16 protein-coding genes are annotated in these 17,862 nt (G+C 71.3%); 3 read left to right on the forward strand and 13 right to left on the reverse strand.

Annotated features, from left to right (window positions below; translation table 11 throughout):
• The 4 genes from ACWCQ6_RS04490 to rimP all read right to left on the reverse strand — a co-directional run.
• The coding region (locus ACWCQ6_RS04490) for a translation initiation factor IF-2 N-terminal domain-containing protein (RefSeq protein WP_451085354.1) at positions 1-605 on the reverse strand (605 nt) is incomplete at its 3' end.
• 147 nt (positions 606-752) lie between these two features.
• Entirely contained in the window at positions 753-1,031 is a 279-nt protein-coding gene (locus tag ACWCQ6_RS04495; protein WP_403781980.1) for a YlxR family protein, read from the reverse strand.
• A gap of 122 nt (positions 1,032-1,153) precedes the next feature.
• On the reverse strand, positions 1,154-2,194 hold the full coding sequence (nusA, locus tag ACWCQ6_RS04500) for a transcription termination factor NusA (protein WP_266729381.1): 1,041 nt from the start codon (positions 2,192-2,194) through the stop codon (positions 1,154-1,156).
• A 2-nt stretch (positions 2,195-2,196) separates the two neighbouring features.
• Positions 2,197-2,694, reverse strand: a complete 498-nt coding sequence (gene rimP, locus ACWCQ6_RS04505) for a ribosome maturation factor RimP (RefSeq protein ID WP_329813712.1) — start codon at positions 2,692-2,694, stop codon at positions 2,197-2,199.
• Positions 2,695-2,870: 176 nt separating this feature from the next.
• Here rimP and ACWCQ6_RS04510 point away from each other — a divergent pair, with 176 nt between their 5' ends.
• Genes ACWCQ6_RS04510 through ACWCQ6_RS04520 form a run of 3 tightly spaced genes read left to right on the forward strand, consistent with a single transcriptional unit; the run spans position 2,871 to position 4,844 of the window.
• Complete coding sequence (locus tag ACWCQ6_RS04510) at positions 2,871-3,398, forward strand: hypothetical protein (RefSeq protein WP_451085357.1); 528 nt, start codon at positions 2,871-2,873, stop codon at positions 3,396-3,398.
• Positions 3,395-3,913 (forward strand): ferritin-like domain-containing protein, encoded by a 519-nt coding sequence (locus ACWCQ6_RS04515; RefSeq protein ID WP_451085359.1) that lies wholly within the window; start codon positions 3,395-3,397, stop codon positions 3,911-3,913. The genes ACWCQ6_RS04510 and ACWCQ6_RS04515 overlap by 4 nt, the downstream gene beginning before the upstream one ends.
• Before the next feature lie 28 nt (positions 3,914-3,941).
• Complete coding sequence (locus tag ACWCQ6_RS04520; protein WP_451085361.1) at positions 3,942-4,844, forward strand: aminoglycoside phosphotransferase family protein; 903 nt, start codon at positions 3,942-3,944, stop codon at positions 4,842-4,844.
• 57 nt (positions 4,845-4,901) lie between these two features.
• Here ACWCQ6_RS04520 and ACWCQ6_RS04525 read toward each other — a convergent pair whose 3' ends face one another.
• The 9 genes from ACWCQ6_RS04525 to ACWCQ6_RS04565 form a co-directional block, all read right to left on the reverse strand.
• Positions 4,902-6,596 (reverse strand): proline--tRNA ligase, encoded by a 1,695-nt coding sequence (locus tag ACWCQ6_RS04525; RefSeq protein ID WP_451085363.1) that lies wholly within the window; start codon positions 6,594-6,596, stop codon positions 4,902-4,904.
• A gap of 81 nt (positions 6,597-6,677) precedes the next feature.
• Entirely contained in the window at positions 6,678-7,247 is a 570-nt protein-coding gene (locus tag ACWCQ6_RS04530; protein WP_451085365.1) for a GNAT family N-acetyltransferase, read from the reverse strand.
• Between the two features lie 64 nt (positions 7,248-7,311).
• The gene (locus ACWCQ6_RS04535) at positions 7,312-8,157 is read right to left on the reverse strand and encodes a GNAT family N-acetyltransferase (protein WP_451085367.1); all 846 of its coding nucleotides are present in this window, start codon (positions 8,155-8,157) and stop codon (positions 7,312-7,314) included.
• Positions 8,158-8,326: 169 nt separating this feature from the next.
• Positions 8,327-9,481 carry a flavodoxin-dependent (E)-4-hydroxy-3-methylbut-2-enyl-diphosphate synthase gene (gene ispG, locus ACWCQ6_RS04540; RefSeq protein WP_451085369.1) on the reverse strand — a complete coding sequence of 385 codons (1,155 nt, stop codon included), beginning with the start codon at positions 9,479-9,481 and terminating at the stop codon, positions 8,327-8,329.
• 178 nt (positions 9,482-9,659) lie between these two features.
• Positions 9,660-10,970 carry a M50 family metallopeptidase gene (locus ACWCQ6_RS04545; RefSeq protein WP_451085371.1) on the reverse strand — a complete coding sequence of 437 codons (1,311 nt, stop codon included), beginning with the start codon at positions 10,968-10,970 and terminating at the stop codon, positions 9,660-9,662.
• Positions 10,967-12,220: a 1-deoxy-D-xylulose-5-phosphate reductoisomerase gene (dxr, locus tag ACWCQ6_RS04550; RefSeq protein WP_451085373.1), complete on the reverse strand. Its 1,254-nt coding sequence runs from the start codon at positions 12,218-12,220 to the stop codon at positions 10,967-10,969. The genes ACWCQ6_RS04545 and dxr overlap by 4 nt, the downstream gene beginning before the upstream one ends.
• A gap of 122 nt (positions 12,221-12,342) precedes the next feature.
• Positions 12,343-14,289: an acyl-CoA dehydrogenase family protein gene (locus ACWCQ6_RS04555; protein WP_451085375.1), complete on the reverse strand. Its 1,947-nt coding sequence runs from the start codon at positions 14,287-14,289 to the stop codon at positions 12,343-12,345.
• Positions 14,290-14,596: 307 nt separating this feature from the next.
• The gene (locus tag ACWCQ6_RS04560; RefSeq protein WP_451085377.1) at positions 14,597-16,042 is read right to left on the reverse strand and encodes an aldehyde dehydrogenase family protein; all 1,446 of its coding nucleotides are present in this window, start codon (positions 16,040-16,042) and stop codon (positions 14,597-14,599) included.
• 150 nt (positions 16,043-16,192) lie between these two features.
• Positions 16,193-17,764 (reverse strand): PucR family transcriptional regulator, encoded by a 1,572-nt coding sequence (locus ACWCQ6_RS04565; protein WP_451085379.1) that lies wholly within the window; start codon positions 17,762-17,764, stop codon positions 16,193-16,195.
• Positions 17,765-17,862: the final 98 nt, after the last annotated feature.

Raw genomic sequence — 17,862 nt, forward strand, 5'->3', positions numbered from 1 at the left:
GCCGCCGCGACCAGCTGCGCACCACCCCGGTGGGCACCGACGCGTCCGGGTTGGCGTGCTCCTCCCACCGGTCGCCCGCCGGCCGGGGCCGGACGGGCGTGGCCACCGGCAGGTCGAGGCCCGGGCGTGGCACCCGTGGGTCGCGGGGCCTGCTGCGGGGCAGCGGGCTGGGCCGGAGCCGGAGCCGAGAACTCGGCGGCGGGCACCGGGGTCACCGGAGCGGGCTTGGGCGCGGGCTTCGGGCCCGGACGCGGGCCGGGAGTCGGCGCGGAAGGCGCTGCGGGGGTGCTGCTCGCCGGGGCGGCGGGGGCCGGCTTGGGGGCCGGGGCGCCGGGCTTCGGGGCAGCGGGACGTGCCGCAGCGGCCGGGGAGGGCGCTGCGGGCTTTGCGGGCGTCGCCTTGCGGGGCGCGCCAGGCTTTGCAGCGGACTTGCCGGCGTTGCCGCCGGGCCCCTGCAGTGCGTCAGTCAACTTGCGTACAACCGGCGCCTCGATCGTCGAGGACGCCGAACGGACGAATTCACCGAGTTCTTGGAGCTTGGCCATGACGACCTTGCTCTCGACGCCGAACTCCTTGGCGAGTTCGTATACCCGGACCTTAGCCACTTCGCTCCTTTTAGGTCCGGGTTACCGCCGGACCGTCGCTACTTCATGGGCGTACTCATCGCGTACTCATCGAGTGCTCATCGCAATCTCGACCTACTTCCAACTCGCGAGGTACCTGACCGCACGGGGTCCCGTGCCGTTCATTTCTTACGGTGTCACCCGTTCGACGAACCGCTGCACTGCGGCGGGGTCGAACGGCCCCTTGGCCTTGAAGGCCCGGGGGAAGGCCCGGCGGCGAACCGCCAGGTCCAGACAGACGGAGGCGGGGTGTACGTAGGCACCCCGGCCGGGCAGCGTACCGCGAGGATCGGGGACGCAGTCGTCCCCGTCCGCGACGATGCGCAGCAGCTCGCTCTTGGCCGCCCGCTCCCGGCATCCCACACAGGTTCGCTCAGGGCAAGCGCGGGCGTGCGTCCGGCCAGACACGGTTAAGTCTACCTCCCCGCACCGACCTCACCTCTTTGGGGCAAAAATCGAACGGATGTTGTCGTGATCTCAGCGGCCTGCCGCCGAGATGTATTCCCCGCGGGTGTATTCCCGCGGACCGGTCAGCGGCGCTCGGACCGCTCGCGGGCCCGCTCGGCCCGCTCCCGGTCGGCCACGTCGCGCTCGGCGTCGGTCTCGGTGTCCGGGCGGATGTCGATGCGCCAGCCGGTGAGGCGGGCGGCGAGGCGGGCATTCTGCCCCTCCTTGCCGATCGCCAGCGACAGCTGGTAGTCCGGCACGGTGACCCGGGCGGACCGGGCACCGAGGTCGACGACCTCGACCTCGCTCACCCGCGCGGGTGACAGCGCGTTGGCGACCATCTCGGCCGGATCGTCCGACCAGTCCACGATGTCGATCTTCTCGCCGTGCAGCTCGGCCATGACATTGCGCACCCGGCCGCCCATCGGGCCGATGCAGGCTCCCTTGGCGTTCAGCCCGGAGCGGGTCGAGCGGACCGCGATCTTGGTGCGGTGACCGGCCTCGCGGGCGATCGCGCAGATCTCGACGGAACCGTCGGCGATCTCCGGCACCTCCAGCGCGAAGAGCTTCTTCACGAGGTTGGGGTGGGTCCGCGACAGCGTCACGGACGGGCCGCGCACACCCTTGGCGACCCGTACGACGTACGTGCGCAGCCGCAGGCCGTGGGTGTACTCCTCGCCCGGCACCTGCTCCTGCACCGGCAGGATCGCTTCCAGCTTGCCGATGTCGACCAGGACGTTCTTCGGGTCCTTGCCCTGCTGGACGACGCCGGTGACGACATCGCCCTCGTGGCCCGCGTACTCGCCGAAGGTCTTGTCGTCCTCGGCGTCGCGCAGCCGCTGCAGGATGACCTGCTTGGCGGTGGTCGCGGCGATCCGGCCGAAACCGGACGGGGTGTCGTCGAACTCCTTGGGCTCCTGGCCCTCCTCAAGGTCGGCCGGGTCCTCCTTCGCCCACACCGTCACATGGCCGCGCTCGTCGAGCTTCACTCGCGCGCGGCGGTAGCTGCCGTCGGTACGGTGGTAGGCGATGAGGAGGGCCGACTCGATCGCCTCGACGAGCACGTCGAAGGGGATCTCCTTGTCCTGTGCCAAGCCCTTCAAGAGCTTCACATCGATGTCCACGGCTACGCCTCCTCTTCCTTCTTGTCCTTGCGGCTGAATTCGATCTCCACGCGCGCCTTGGCGATCTCGTCGAAGGCGACCCGGCGGGACGTGGGCCTGCGGCCCTTGACGCCCGGCACTTCGAGGTCGAGGCCCTCCTCGTCCACCGCGAGGATGCGGGCCACCAGCTCGCCGCCCTCGTGCAGGTGGAACTTGGCCAGGCGGCCCGTGGCACGTACGTAGTGGCGGTGCTCCGTCAGCGGACGGTCGGCACCGGGGGAACTGACTTCGAGGACGTACTCGCCGTCGCCCATCGCGTCGGTCTCGTCGAGCTTCTCGGAGATCGCGCGGCTCAGCTCGGCGCAGGCGTCCAGCTCGACGCCCTCTTCGGAGTCCACGACGATGCGCAGCACACGGCGGCGGCCGGCCCGGGACACCTCGATCTCCTCGAGGTCCAGCTGTTCGGCGCTGACGAGCGGTTCGAGCAGCCCGCGCAGCCTCTCGCTCTGGGTGGTGCTCATCCGGGTGACTCCTCGGCCGCGTGTGCTGTTGTGGGATCGTCGCGTGTCAGGTCAAAGGGTATCCGGTCCCGAGGGGTGTTGCCGTCCCCCGGCTCCCCGGCCGCGGGTACGCTCGCCTGCGGTGATCACTTCAGGACAGATCCCGTCAAGTCAGGTACAGGCCCGAAGGAGAACAGGTGCGGCGCACGGGGACGACGCGCAGAGGTGTGTTCACCGCGACGGGAGCGATCGCCCTGGGGGCGGTGCTGACCGGCTGCGGTGACGGGCCCGGCAGCGAGAAGGAATCCGGCCGGTCAGGGGCGGCGACCGCGGCCGAACAGGCCTCCGCGGCACGGACGGAGAAGCGGATCCGGGCCGCTGCCGCGCGGACCAGCCTGGAACTGCTCGGCGGCTACGAGCACGTGATCAGGACCCATCCGGCGACCACCGCCGGGCTCTCGCCGCTGCGGGACGCCGTACGGGCCCACGCGAAGGCGTTGGCTCCCGACGACTCGCAGGCGCTCGCCTTCACGCGCTCGCGCGCGACCGGTGCCAAGGCCGCAGTCAGGGAACTGGCCACGGCGGAGCGCCGCGCCGCGGACACGCACCTGGCGGCCCTCATGGAGGCCCCGCCGGAGCTGGCCCGGCTGCTGGCGTCGATCGCGGCGGCGGGCGCGGCCCACGCCCATCTGCTGACCGAACTGGCCAAGGAGACCTCGTCATGAGCGCCGGGACACAGAAGGCAGCCCAAGCGGCCCTGGCCGCCGAACACGCGGCGGTGTACGGATACGGAGTGGTCGGCGGCCGGGTCGCCGAGGGCCGCCGGACCGAGGCCACGGCCGCCTACCACGCGCACCGGGCCCGGCGCGACGCGCTGGTGCGGACGGTGCGCGGGCTGGGCGGTGAGCCGGTGGCGGCGCAGGCCGCGTACGCTCTGCCGTTCGCGGTGCCCGACCCGGCCGCGGCGGTGCGGCTGGCGGCCGTGCTGGAGGACCGGGTCGCGGGCGTGTACTCCGATCTCGTCCGGGCCGCCGAGGGGCCGCTCAGGCGGGAGGCCGCCGACGCGCTGCGGGAGGCCGCGGTCCGCGCGGTCCGCTGGCGGGGCAGCGGCGTAGCCTTTCCCGGGCTCGTCGAGCGGACCGCCGACGGCACCGGCGCGAAGGCGGGGACGGCCGCGAACGCCGGGTCCGGTGCGCAGCGGGGGTCCGATACGACGAACGGGTCCGGCGCGGCGCACTGAAGACGCTCTGAAAGGGAACAAAGCACGTATGGGTTTCGAACCGCCGCAGCGTCTGGTGCGGGCGCTGGGCGAGTCGTACGGGGACGCGGCCGCCGCCGACTGGCTGGCGCGGCTTCCCGCACTGGCCGAGGAAGCGCTGTCCGCCACCGGCGGGCCGGCCGTGGAGCGGGTCGCCGCCCCGGGGGGCCGCAGCAGTCTGGTCCTGCTGGTGACGTGTGCCGACGGCACACCGGCCGCGCTGAAGATCGCACCGCCCGGGGCCGCGCCTGAGCTGGAGCGGGCGGCACTGGCCCACTGGAACGGCTGGGGCGCGGTGCGGCTCGTCGCCTCCGGACCCGGCGCGCTGCTGCTGGAGCGGCTGCACCCCGAGGTGTCGCTGCGCTCGCTGCCGGAGGCGAAGGCGCTGCTCGAAGCGGCGGGGACGGTGCGCCGGCTGTGGGTCGAGCCACCGCCCGGGCACGGTTTCGAGACGGTCGCCGAGCGGACCGGGCGCCGCATCGAGCCGATGCGTGCCTGCGCGGCGGCCGCCCCGGGGCTGGAGCCGCTGGTCGCCGCGGCGCTCGCGGCGCGCGAGGAGCTGATCGCCCACTCCCCCGAACTCCTGCTGCTGCACGGCAATTTCCGCCAGAGCAAGGTGCTGGCCGGTGAGCGGGTGCCGTGGCTGACGGTCGGTCCCGAGCCGCTGGTCGGTGAGCGCGCCTACGACCTGGCGCGCCTGGTGCGCGACCGCGTCGAGGACCTGATCGCCTCGCCCGGAGGCCCGGTGACGGCCCGGCGGCGGATCAAGAAGCTCGCCGATTCGCTGGACGTGGACCGGGAGCGGCTGCACGGCTGGACGCTGTTCCGTGCGGTGGAGTCGGGGACCCGGGCACTGACAGCAGGCCGCCGCCAGGAGGGCGAGCTGACGCTGGAGTTCGCGAGCTGGCTCTGAGGACCGGAAGCCGCAGGCCCCCGCGCGGTGCGCGAGGGCCTGCGGCTTTCTGCGGTGTCAGGCGGTGAGGCGGGCGATCGCCTCGTCGACGGTGAGCTCCTCGCGCTCGCCGGTGCGGCGGTCCTTCAGCTCCAGGACACCCTCGGCCGAGCGGCGGCCTGCGACCAGGATCTTCGGGACGCCGATGAGCTCGGAGTCGGTGAACTTCACGCCGGGCGAGACTCCCGGGCGGTCGTCGACCAGGACCCGCAGGCCGGCGGCGTTCAGCTTCTCGGAGACGTCGAGCGCCAGCTCGGTCTGGAGCGCCTTGCCCGCCGCGACGACGTGCACGTCGGCCGGGGCGATCTCGCGGGGCCAGCACAGGCCCTTGTCGTCGGCGGTCTGCTCGGCGAGGGCGGCCACCGCACGGGAGACGCCGATGCCGTACGAGCCCATCGTGACGCGGACCGGCTTGCCCTGCTGGCCGAGGACGTCGAGGGAGAAGATGTCGGCGTACTTGCGGCCGAGCTGGAAGATGTGGCCGATCTCGATGGCGCGGTCCACCTGGAGGCCGGTGCCGCACTGGGGGCAGGGGTCGCCCGGCTCGACGACGACGACGTCGAGGTAGTCGGCGACCTCGAAGTCGCGGCCCGCGACGACGTTCTTCGCGTGCTTGCCCTCCTGGTTGGCGCCGGTGATCCAGGCGGTGCCGGGGGCGACGCGCGGGTCGGCGATGTAGCGGACCTTCTCCAGGCCCTGCGGGCCGACGTAGCCGCGTACCAGGTCGGGACGGCCCTCGAAGTCCTCGGCGGTGACCAGCTCGACGACGGCGGGGGCGAGGTGCTCGCCGAGCTTGCCCAGGTCGACCTCGCGGTCGCCCGGCACGCCCACGGCCACGATCTCGCCGTCGACCTTGACCAGCAGGTTCTTCAAGGTGGCGGAGGCCGGGACGCCGAGGTGCGCGGCGAGCGTCTCGATGGTCGGGGTGTCGGGGGTGTCCAGCTCCTCGACGGGGCCGTGCGCCGAGCCGTCCGCGGGGGTGGCCTTGAAGGTCACGGCCTCGGTGTTGGCGGCGTAGTCGCAGGCGGGGCAGTCGACGAAGGTGTCCTCACCGGCCGGGGCGGGCGCGAGGAATTCCTCGGACGCCGAGCCGCCCATGGCGCCGGAGACGGCGGAGACGATGCGGTGGTCGAGGCCGAGCCGCTCGAAGATCCGGATGTAGGCGGCGCGGTGGAGCCGGTACGCCTCGGCGAGACCCTCGTCGGTGGTGTCGAAGGAGTACGAGTCCTTCATCTGGAACTCGCGGCCGCGCAGCACGCCGGCCCGGGGGCGGGCCTCGTCGCGGTACTTGGTCTGGATCTGGTACAGGATCACGGGCAGGTCCTTGTAGGACGAGCACATGTCCTTGACGACCTGGGTGAAGATCTCCTCGTGGGTGGGGCCGAGGAGGTAGTCGGCGCCCTTGCGGTCCTTCAGCCGGAACAGCAGGTCGCCGTACTCGTCGTACCGCCCGCTCGCCTCGTACGGCTCCTTGGGCAGCAGTGCGGGGAGCAGCACCTCCTGGCCGCCGATGGCGTCCATCTCCTCGCGGACGACGCGGGTGATGTTCTCCAGGACCTTCTTGCCGAGTGGCAGCCAGGTCCAGATTCCGGCCGCGGTGCGACGAACGTAACCGGCCCGGACGAGCAGCTTGTGGTTGAGCGTCTCGGCGTCGGCCGGGTCGTCGCGCAGTGTCTTGATCATCAATCGGGACATGCGCTGGACCTGGGCCATGGTGAACTCCTGCTCGGAAAGGTTGATGTGCAGGAGGTTAGCCGGGTGGCCCGGGTGGGCGGAAATCCATTGCCCACGGTCTCAGCCCTTGCGACGCAGCGGGAGCGGCGCTCCCATCACGGCGTACGGCTTGGGAGCACTGGGGAAAAGCACCTGACGTGCCAGGTCCTGGTAGCCGAGACTGCGGTACAGGCCACGTGCCGGACTCTCGGTGTCGATGGCGGAGAGGATGGACCGGGGCTGGTCCACGGCGTCGGTGATGGTGGTGATCAGGGCGCGCCCGATGCCCCGGTTCTGGAATCGCGGCAGGACGTGCAGCTCGGTGATGACGAAGGAGTCGTCGAGCCAGTGCGCGCAGCCGGTGGCGCGGAGGTAGGGCTCGACGACGGTGGACCACCACTGGCCGCGTTCGTTCGGCATGCCGTAGACGAAGCCGACGAGCCGCTCGTCGGCGGTGGTGGCACCGAAGGCGCGGGCGTGCGGGTGGTCGAGGTGTCTGAGGACGATGTGGCGCCGTACCTCGATCTCTTCGGGGCCCAGGCCGAAGGCGACGGCCTGCACGGCGAGCGCCTCGTCCACGCGCGCGGCGAGATCGATGGGCCCGATCCGGACGCTGGGAGTGCGGGGGCCGCCCCCGGAGTCTGCTGCCATGCGCCGACCCTACTGGCCGGGGCGGGGTACGGGGTACGGGGCGGTGGCGCCGGTGCCCGGAGGGTCAGAACAGCACGCTCATGAACGCGCCGGTCTCCCGGAAACCGACCCGGGCATAGGCCCGGCGCGCGGGAGTGTTGTAGTCGTTCACGTAGAGGCTGACGACGGGGGCGACATCGGCCAGTGCGTAGCGCAGGACCGCCGCCATGCCGGATTCGGAGAGCCCACGGCCGCGGTGTTCGGGGGCGACCCAGACGCCCTGGATCTGGCAGGCCTGCGGGGTCGCGGCGCCGATCTCGGCCTTGAAGACGACCTTGCCGTCCTCGATCCGGGCGAAGGAGCGGCCGGCTCCGATGAGCTCGGCGACGCGTGCCTGGTAGAGGAGTCCGCCGTCGCCCGCGAGCGGGGAGATGCCGACCTCCTCGGTGAACATCGCCACGCAGGCCGGCATCAGGACGTCCATCTCGTCCTTGCCGATCCGGCGGACCAGTGGGTCGGGGGCGATGTCGGCGGACGGGCGCTCGGCGACCATCAGCGGCTGGTTGGCCCGGACTTCGCGGGCGGGGCCCCAGCCCGGTTCGAGGAGCCGCCACAGCTGGGCGGTGGGCTCGGCGGGGCCGACGATCGAGGAGCAGCGGCGGCCGGCCCGGCGGGCCCGGTCGGCGAAGGCCCGCACGGCCTCGGGGGTGGCGCAGATGGGGACGAGGTTGGCGCCCGAGTAGCAGAGCGAGCGGAGCCGTCCGTCGGTGTACCAGCCCCACATCTCGCCGCCGAGGCGCCAGGGGTCGAGACCCGCGATCTGGACCCGGGATGTCACGAAGGCGTTGGCGACGGGCTCGCTCTCCAGGACGGCGAGAGCGGCACCGAGGTCGCCGGGTTCGAGCACCCGGGTGGTGGTCTGCGTCAACACGAGGGGGGCCTCACCATACGGTCTGCTGATTTCCGCACTTTAACCGAAGCGACTGATCCGTGCCGAACGCGCCTGCGAACAGGGTCCGCGGTGCTCCGTGAGGTCGCTCACGGGAGCGCCCCGCCGGTCGGTGTCCGTCCGGCGGGGCGCTGTGGTGCGGGTCATGGGTTCAGCTGACGGACACCTCGGGCTCGCCCGAGGCGATGCCGTCCTTCTCCATCTGCTCGGCGATCTTCATGGCCTCTTCGATCAGCGTCTCGACGATCTTCGACTCGGGAACGGTCTTGATGACCTCGCCCTTCACGAAGATCTGCCCCTTGCCGTTGCCGGACGCAACACCCAGGTCCGCCTCACGGGCCTCACCCGGACCGTTGACGACACAGCCCATCACGGCCACCCGCAGCGGAACCTCCATGCCCTCAAGCCCCGCGGTCACCTGGTCCGCCAGCTTGTACACATCCACCTGCGCCCGCCCGCACGACGGACACGACACGATCTCCAGCCGCCGCTGACGCAGATTCAGCGACTCCAGGATCTGGATACCGACCTTGACCTCCTCGGCCGGCGGCGCCGACAACGACACCCGGATCGTGTCCCCGATCCCCTCCGACAGCAACGCACCGAACGCCACCGCCGACTTGATCGTCCCCTGGAACGCCGGGCCCGCCTCCGTCACCCCCAGATGCAACGGATAGTCACAACGAGCCGCCAGCTGACGGTACGCATTCACCATCACCACCGGATCGTTGTGCTTCACCGAGATCTTGATGTCCCGGAAACCGTGCTCCTCGAAGAGCGACGCCTCCCACAACGCCGACTCCACCAACGCCTCGGGGGTCGCCTTCCCGTACTTCGCCAGCAACCGCGCATCCAGCGAACCCGCGTTCACACCGATCCGGATCGGCGTACCCGCGTCGTTCGCCGCCCGCGCGATCTCCTTCACCTTGTCGTCGAACTGCTTGATGTTCCCCGGATTCACCCGCACCGCCGCACAGCCCGCGTCGATCGCCGCGAACACGTACTTCGGCTGGAAATGAATATCCGCGATCACCGGGATCTGCGACTTCTTCGCGATCACCGCCAACGCGTCCGCGTCGTCCTGCGTCGGGCACGCCACCCGCACGATCTGACAGCCGGACGCCGTCAGCTCCGCGATCTGCTGCAACGTCGCACCCACGTCCGACGTACGCGTCGTCGTCATCGACTGCACCGACACCGGCGCATCCCCGCCCACCGCAACCGACCCGACCTGGATCTTGCGGCTGACCCTCCGGTCGGCGAGCTTGGTCGGAACGGACGGAATTCCGAGAGAAATCGCAGTCATGCGCTGAGCATCCCCAAGGTGTGGATCAAGGTCCCGAGATCGGCGGGCTCCGGCCTTCGAGGTTACGGCACCGGCGGCGTCCCGGCGCACACCGTGTGCGGGAGCGCCGCAGAAAAGCGACGGCCCGGCACACACTGTGTGCCGGGCCGTCACCCATGGTGCACGGAGGGCCGGTGAGTCAGGAGATCCTGACCGGATTCACGATGTCGGCGACCAGCACCAGCAGTGTGAAGCAGATGAAGACACCGGCGACGACATAGGCGACCGGCATCAGCTTGGCCACGTCGACGGGGCCCGGGTCGGGGCGCCGGAAGACCCGTGCCACATTGCGGCGCAGGGCCTCCCAGAGCGCTCCGGCGATGTGCCCGCCGTCGAGCGGCAGCAGGGGCAGCATGTTGAAGAGGAACAGCGAGAGGTTGAAGCCCGCCAGCAGGAACAGCATCATCGCGATCTGGTTCGTCGCCGGGACGTCGAGCGTCATCACCTCGCCGCCGATCCTGGCCGCGCCGACCACGCCGACCGGGGAGTCCGCCGCCCGCTCGCCGTCGCCGAAGGCGGCGTCCCACAGGCCCGGGATCTTGGACGGCAGGGCGATCATCGAGTCGACGCCGCTCTCGACCATGTCTCCCATGCGGACGACCGACTCGCCGAACGAGAGCGGGACGATCTCGGTCTGGGCGGCGAAGCCGAGGTAGCCGGCGTCCACGAACTCGCCGGGGATCACCTCGCCCTTGGAGTCCTTCTTGGCCACCGAGTTCTTCTGGAGCACGGCGTGGAGGGTCTTCTCCTGGCCGTCGCGCTCGACCGTGATGGTGGCGGGGCCGATGGTGTCGCGGATCTTCGCGGAGAGCGTGGCCCAGTCGTCGACCTTCTGCCCGTCGAAGGCGACGATCTTGTCGCCCTTCTGGAGCCCCGCCTCCTTGGCGGGCGAGACCGGGTCGGACTTCTTGCAGGTGTCGCGGTTGGTGCTCTGCTCGATCACGCACTGCTGGACGCCCGCCACCTCGGTGGTCTGGGTCTGGAAGCCGAAGGTCATCGCCACACCGATGAAGATCGCGACGGCGAGGACCAGGTTCATGAACGGTCCGGCGAACATCACGATGATGCGCTTCCAGGGCTTGCGCGTGTAGAAGAGGCGCTTCTCGTCACCCGGTTCGAGCTCTTCGAAGGCGGCGGACCTGGCGTCCTCGATCATGCCGCGCCAGGGGGAGGTGGACCGCGCCTCCAGGCGTCCGTCCTCGCCCGGCGGGAACATGCCGATCATGCGGATGTAGCCGCCGGCCGGAATGGCCTTGATCCCGTACTCGGTGTCGCCCTTCTTCCGGGACCAGATCGTCGGTCCGAATCCGACCATGTACTGGGGGACGCGGATACCGAAGAGCTTGGCGGTCGACAGGTGCCCGAGCTCGTGCCAGGCGATCGAGAACAGCAGACCGATGGCGAAGACGACGATGCCCAGAATCGTCAACAGGACCGTCGAAATACTCATGCGCGCGCCTCCGCTGTCGCTTTCGCCGAGAGTTCACGGGCCCGGGCGCGTGCCCAGGTCTCCGCTTCCAGGACGTCTGCGACCGTGAGCGAAGTTCCCGTGGCGGGGGTGCCGTGTTCGGTCACCACCGCGGTGACCGTATCCATGATTCCGTTGAACGGCAGCCGTCCGGCGAGGAATGCGTCGACGCATTCCTCGTTGGCGGCGTTGAAGACGGCCGGTGCGGTGGCACCGAGCGTGCCGACGTGCCTGGCCAGTCCCACGGACGGGAAGGCCTCGTTGTCGAGGGGGAAGAACTCCCAGCTGGACGCCTTCGACCAGTCGAAGGCCGGGGCGGCGTCCGGGATGCGGGCGGGCCAGCCGATGCCGATGGCGATCGGGCCCCTCATGTCCGGGGGCGTGGCCTGGGCAAGGGTGGAGCCGTCGGTGAACTCCACCATGGAGTGAACGTAGGACTGGGGGTGGACGACGACCTCGATCCGGTCGAACGGGATGTCGTAGAGGAGATGGGCCTCGATGACCTCCAGTCCCTTGTTGACCAGGGTGGCGGAGTTGATCGTGATGACCGGTCCCATGGCCCAGGTCGGGTGGGCGAGGGCCTGCTCGCGTGTGACGTCCGCCAGCTCGCTCCTCGTCCGTCCCCGGAAGGGGCCGCCGGAGGCGGTGACGACGAGCTTGCGTACGTCGGCGCGGGTGCCGGCGCCCAGCGCCTGGAAGAGCGCGGCGTGTTCGGAGTCGACCGGGATGATCTGGCCGGGCTTCGCCAGCGCCTTCACCAGCGGGCCGCCGACGATCAGCGACTCCTTGTTGGCCAGGGCGAGTGTGCGGCCCGCCTCCAGCGCGGCGAGTGTGGGGGCGAGTCCGATCGAGCCGGTGATCCCGTTGAGCACGGTGTGGCAGTCGCTCGCCGCCAGCTGTGCGGCGGCATCGGGCCCTGCCAGGATCTCGGGGAGCGGCTCGCCCGCCCCGTACTGCTCGCGCAGCGCTTCGCGCAGGGCGGGTACGGCGTCCGGGGCGGCGACGGCCACGGTGCGCACCCGCAGCTGCCGCGCCTGCTCGGCGAGGAGGGCGACCCGTCCGCCGGCGGCGGAGAGCGCGGTGACGCGGAAGCGGTCGGGGTTGCGCAGCACCAGGTCGATGGCCTGAGTGCCGACGGAACCGGTTGAGCCGAGGATGACGAGATCCCGGCGGCCTTCCGCTGCGTCGAAGACGAGGTGCGGGTCGGCGAGGGGGGCAGGGCTGTCGCTCATGACCCCCATTGTTGCCGCATCGCCTGTGGACGTGGACAGTGCGTCCCCGCGTACGGGGTTGTACCGCGCGCGAACGGGCGGGGCGCGTCCGGTGAGTGGACGCGCCCGGCCCGGCCGGTGGTTCAGCGGACGGTCCGGTGGACGTTCTCCCGGGCGGACGGCCCCGGGGTGGCGTCGGCGATCCACGGTCCTTCGCCGCTCGGGTCGATGACGCCCTCCTCCAGCCAGGTGTACGCACCGGACAGGACGCCGTCGACCAGGCGCCGGTCCAGGTCGTCGGTGTTGGACCACAGGCGGGTGAAGAGTTCCTCGACCCGGACGCGGGACTGGTGGCAGAACACGTCGGCGAGCCGGTAGGCCTCGCGTCCGTGGTCGCCCGAGGAGCGCAGCAGTTCGGCGCGTACGCAGGCCGCGCTCATCGCGAAGAGTTCCGCGCCGATGTCGACGATCCGTCCGAGGAAGCCCTGCTTGGTCTCCATCCGTCCCTGCCAGCGCGACATGGCATAGAAGGTGGAGCGTGCGAGCTTCCGTGAGGCGCGCTCGACATAGCGCAGATGGGCGGACAGGTCGGGGTGGCCGGACGGGTTGAACTCAGCGTACGTACGCGGGAGTTGTCCGGGTCCCGCGACGAGTCTGGGCAGCCAGCGGGCGTAGAAGCCGGCCGCGTTCGCGCCAGCCTTCGCCTTGGCGGAGAGGGGTTTGTCGGGGTCGATGATGTCCCCGGCGACCTTCAGATGGGCGTCCACGGCCTCGCGGGCGATCAGCAGATGCATGATCTCGGTCGAGCCCTCGAAGATCCGGTTGATCCGCAGATCGCGCAGCAACTGTTCGGCGGGGACGGCCCGCTCGCCGCGGGCGGCGAGGGAATCGGCGGTCTCGAAGCCGCGTCCGCCCCGGATCTGGACGAGTTCGTCGGCCATCAGGCAGCCCATCTCGGAGCCGTACAGCTTGGCGAGGGCGGCCTCGATGCGGATGTCGTTGCGGTTCTCGTCCGCCATCTGCGAAGAGAGGTCGACCACCGCTTCGAGTGCGAAGGTGGTCGCGGCGATGAAGGAGATCTTGGTGCCGACGGCCTCGTGCCGGGCGACCGGCCTGCCCCACTGCTCACGTACCGCGGACCATTCACGGGCGATCTTCAGGCACCACTTCCCGGCGCCGACGCACATGGCGGGCAGCGAGAGCCGTCCCGTGTTGAGCGTGGTGAGGGCGATCTTGAGCCCGGCGCCCTCGGGGCCGATGCGGTTCGCGGCCGGGACCCGGACCCGGTGGAAGCGGGTGACACCGTTCTCCAGGCCGCGCAGCCCCATGAAGGCGTTGCGGTTCTCGACGGTGATGCCCGGGGAGTCCGCCTCGACGACGAAGGCCGTGATACCGCCCTTGTGGCCTTCGGACTTCGGTACCCGGGCCATCACGACGAGCAGATCGGCGACGACGCCGTTGGTCGTCCAGAGCTTCACCCCGTCGAGAACGTAGTCGGGCCCGTCCGGGACGGCCGAGGTGGCGAGCCGGGCCGGGTCGGAGCCGACATCCGGTTCGGTGAGGAGGAACGCCGAGATGTCGGTGCGGGCCAGCCGGGGCAGGAAGGTTTCCTTCTGCTCCTGGCTGCCGAAGAGTTTCAGCGGCTGCGGCACACCGATGGACTGGTGGGCGGAGAGCAGCGCGCCGATGGCCGGGCTCACGGAGCCGACCAGGGCGAGGGCCTTGTTGTAGTAGACCTGGGTCAGTCCGAGGCCGCCGTACTTGGGGTCGATCTTCATCCCGAGCGCGCCGAGTTCCTTGAGACCGCGGATCACCTCGTCGGGGATTCTCGCCTCGCGCTCGATCAGGGCGCCGTCGATTCTCGTCTCGCAGAACCGGCGCAGCCGGGCGAGGAAGGCCTCGCCGCGCCGCACGTCGTCCGCGGGCGGAAGCGGATGGGGATGGATCAGGTCGAGCCGGAAGCGCCCGAGGAAGAGTTCCTTGGCGAAGCTCGGCTTGTGCCAGTCCTGTTCGCGTGCGGCCTCGGCCACTTGGCGCGCTTCACGCTCGGTGACCCTGGGCGTGTTCTTCGGTGCGGATGGTGCGGACATGAGGAGCTCACCTCGCCGCGTTCTGAGTGGGTGGACGCGGCCGGTCCGCGTGGGCAAGCACCCACCGGTACCAACCGGCTCTACTCGTCCGTATGTACCCGATTCCCGACATGCCCACCATCCCCCCGACGCCGATCGGGTCGGGATCCACTCCACTGACCCGCCTGCGGTGGCGGAAGCGACGGGAACGCCGAGACGGCCGGAGCCCCCGCACAGTGGGCTCCGGCCGTCTCGTTGTCACCTGCTGTCGTGCTGTCCAGGCGGAACACAGGCGACGTCGGTGGATCGGTTCGATCCTGTTCGCGGACTACAGGGCGAGGCCGGTGAGGACCAGCACGCGCTCGTAGGTGTAGTCGTCCATGGCGTAGCGGACGCCCTCGCGGCCGACGCCGGACTGCTTGGCGCCGCCGTACGGCATCTGGTCCGCGCGGTAGGAGGGGACGTCACCGATGATCACGCCGCCGACCTCAAGGGCGCGGTGGGCGCGGAAGGCCGTCTGCAGGTCGTGGGTGAACACACCTGCCTGCAGGCCGTACTTGGAGGAGTTGACGGCCGCGAACGCCTCGGCCTCGCCGTCCACCTTCTGCACGGACAGCACCGGTCCGAAGACCTCCTCGCAGGAGAGGGTGACGTTGTCCGGGAGTTCGGCGAGCACGGTCGGGGCGTAGGTGGCACCGTCCCGCTTGCCGCCGGTGAGCAGCTGGGCGCCGGCCTGCACGGCCTCGTCGACCCAGGACTCGACGCGCTTGGCGGCGTCCTCGTTGACCAGCGGGCCGACATCGGTGGTGGCATCCGACGGGTCGCCGGTGACCTGGGCCTCGACGGCGGCGACGATCTTCGGGACGAGCCGGTCGTAGACCGAGGCGTCCGCGATGACGCGCTGCACGGAGATGCAGGACTGGCCGCCCTGGTAGTTGGAGAAGGTCGCGATACGGGTCGCGGCCCAGTCCAGGTCCTCGTCCGAGGCGTAGTCGCCGAGGACGACCGCGGCGCCGTTGCCGCCGAGCTCCAGGGTGCAGTGCTTGCGCGGCACCGACTCCATGATCGAGTAGCCGACGGGGCCGGAACCGGTGAAGGAGATCACGGGCAGGCGCTCGTCCTGGACCAGGGCGGGCATCCGGTCGTTGGGGACCGTCAGCACGGACCAGGAACCGGCCGGCAGGTCGGTCTCGGCCAGCAGCTCGCCCAGGATCAGCGAGGAGATCGGGGTGGCCGGGGCGGGCTTCAGGATGATCGGGGCACCGACGGCGATGGCCGGGGCCACCTTGTGGGCGCTCAGGTTCAGCGGGAAGTTGAACGGGGCGATGCCGAGGACCGCGCCGCGCGGGAAGCGGCGGGTCAGGCCGAGCCGGCCGGTGCCGCCGGCGTCGGTGTCCAGGCGCTGGGCGTCGCCGCCGTTGAAGCGGCGGGCCTCCTCCGCGGCGAACCGGAACACCGAGACGGCGCGGCCGACCTCGCCACGGGCCCACTTGATGGGCTTGCCGTTCTCGGCGGAGATCAGCTGGGCGATCTCCTCGGTGCGCTCCACCAGACGCCGTACGACGTGGTCGAGTGCGGCGGCCCGGACGTGCGCCGGGGTCGCGGCGAACTCCTCGCGCACGGCGTGCGCGGCCGCGACGGCCTCCTCGATCTGGGCGTCGGTCGGCACACTGACGGTGCCGACGAGACGGCCGTCCCAGGGGTTGGTGACGTCGAAGCTGTCCTCGCCGGTGGCCGGGCGGCCGGCGAGCCAGAAGGCGTGGGTGGAAGTCATGGAGGTTCCGGCCCTTCGGAGCGGTGGAGTGTCTTGCCCCCACCGTAGGGCCGCTCGGCCGTCCTGGCGTTTGTCCGGGGTGGAGCAGTGCGCGCCAGGGACGCGCCGCTTTGTCGGATGCGGACGGAACACCCGGCTCCGGCTGAGCGGCTACGTCTCCGGCGGGCTGCTCGTCGCCTTCAGCGCCAGCCACAGCTCCATCCGGACGTCCGGATCGTCCAGCGAGCGGCCCAGGATCTCCTCCACCCGGCGCATCCGGTAACGCAGCGTGTGGCGGTGCACCCCCAGGTCCGCCGCGGCGGCGTCCCACTGGCCGTGGTGGGCGAGCCAGGCCCGCAGCGAGGCCACGAGGTCGCCACGGCCCTTGGCATCGTGCTCGTGCAGGGCGCGGAGCATCCCGTCGGCGAAGGCCCGTACGGCGTCGTCCGCGAGCAGCGGGAGCACCGAGCCGGCCGCCAGCTCCTCGTGCTCGACCAGCGCCCTGCCCCGGCGGCGGGCCACCGACAGGGCCTGTTCGGCCTGCTTGTACGCGGCGGAGACGGCGATCGGGCCCGCCGGCGCGGAGAGGCCCACGACCACTTGGCCCTCCTCCGCCTTCGCCCCTTCGGCGGGTGTCCGCGCCTCCTGGGCCACCGCGTACGCCGCGCAGGCCGCGACCGCCGCCCCGCCGTCCGCGGCGAGGACGACGAGCCGGTCGCCCTCGGGGACGGTCAGCAGGGTCTCGCCGGTCCGCAGGGCCGCCGCCTCCATCGCCTCGCCGAGCGGCACGGGGGTGGCGGGGTCGGACGCCTCCGCGATGAGCAGCCGGAACGGGGCGTCGAGCAGCCCTCCGTACAGGTCCCCGGCGACGGCCCTGGCGTGGTCCGGCTGGCCGGCGAGCAGCATGCGCAGCACCGCCGCGCCGAGGCGCTGCTCGGCGCCCTGGAGGGACCGGGAGCGCGCGGTGGTCAGGGTGAGCAGGGCGACGGCGGAGTGCACGGCGTACCGCTCGGCGGTGCCGAGTGCCGCGCCGGTGCCGACGGCCAGCGCCCCCCTGACCCGGCGGCCGGTGCCCAGGGACTGGAGCTCGACCCGGTCGTCGGTGTCGCCGGCCACGATGCTGGCGGGGGCCCGGCGGTCCCGCAGCCGTTCCACGTCGGGGGTGAGCCGGGCGGCGCGGCGGGCGGCCCATTCGGGGGCCGCGGCGACGACCTGGCCGGTCGCGTCGTACAGCGCGGCCCAGCCGTCGATGTGGGCGGCGAGGCGGGTGAGGAGTTCGCCGGGGCCGTCGCCCGAGAGCGCGGCCCTGGTCAGTTCCCGCTGGACCTCGAACCCGGCCGTCACGGCCCGGTACTGGTCCTCGGCGATCGCGGAGGACACCGCCTTGGCGATGGCGATGAACGGGGTGCGGCGCGGCACTTCGAGCAGCGGCAGCCCCGCTTCCTCGGCCGCGTCGATCAGGGCCTTCGGCACCTCGTCGTAGTGGACGCCGACGGCGAAGCCCAGGCCGACGACTCCGGCCGCGGCCAGCCGCCGCACGTACCGCCGCATCGCCTCGGGGTTCTCGGCGTCGAGGTTGGTGGCGGTGACGAGCAGGAACTCGCCGCCCTCCATGTATGGCACGGGGTCGGTCAGCTCGCTGGCGTGCGCCCAGCGCACGGGCGCGTCGAGCCGGCCCGCCCCCGCGCGCACGGTGAGTTTGAGCGCGGAACGCTGAACGAGCGAGGCGAGAGTGAGGGGCATGGGTACCGCTGGACCTCGGGGAGTCGGTTTTCTCCGTCCCGTACGAACGGCTGCTGTCAATTCTGCCAGGCTGGCAGGGTTCAGCATGACCATGCCCG

This window comes from Streptomyces sp. NPDC001880, assembly GCF_053594575.1.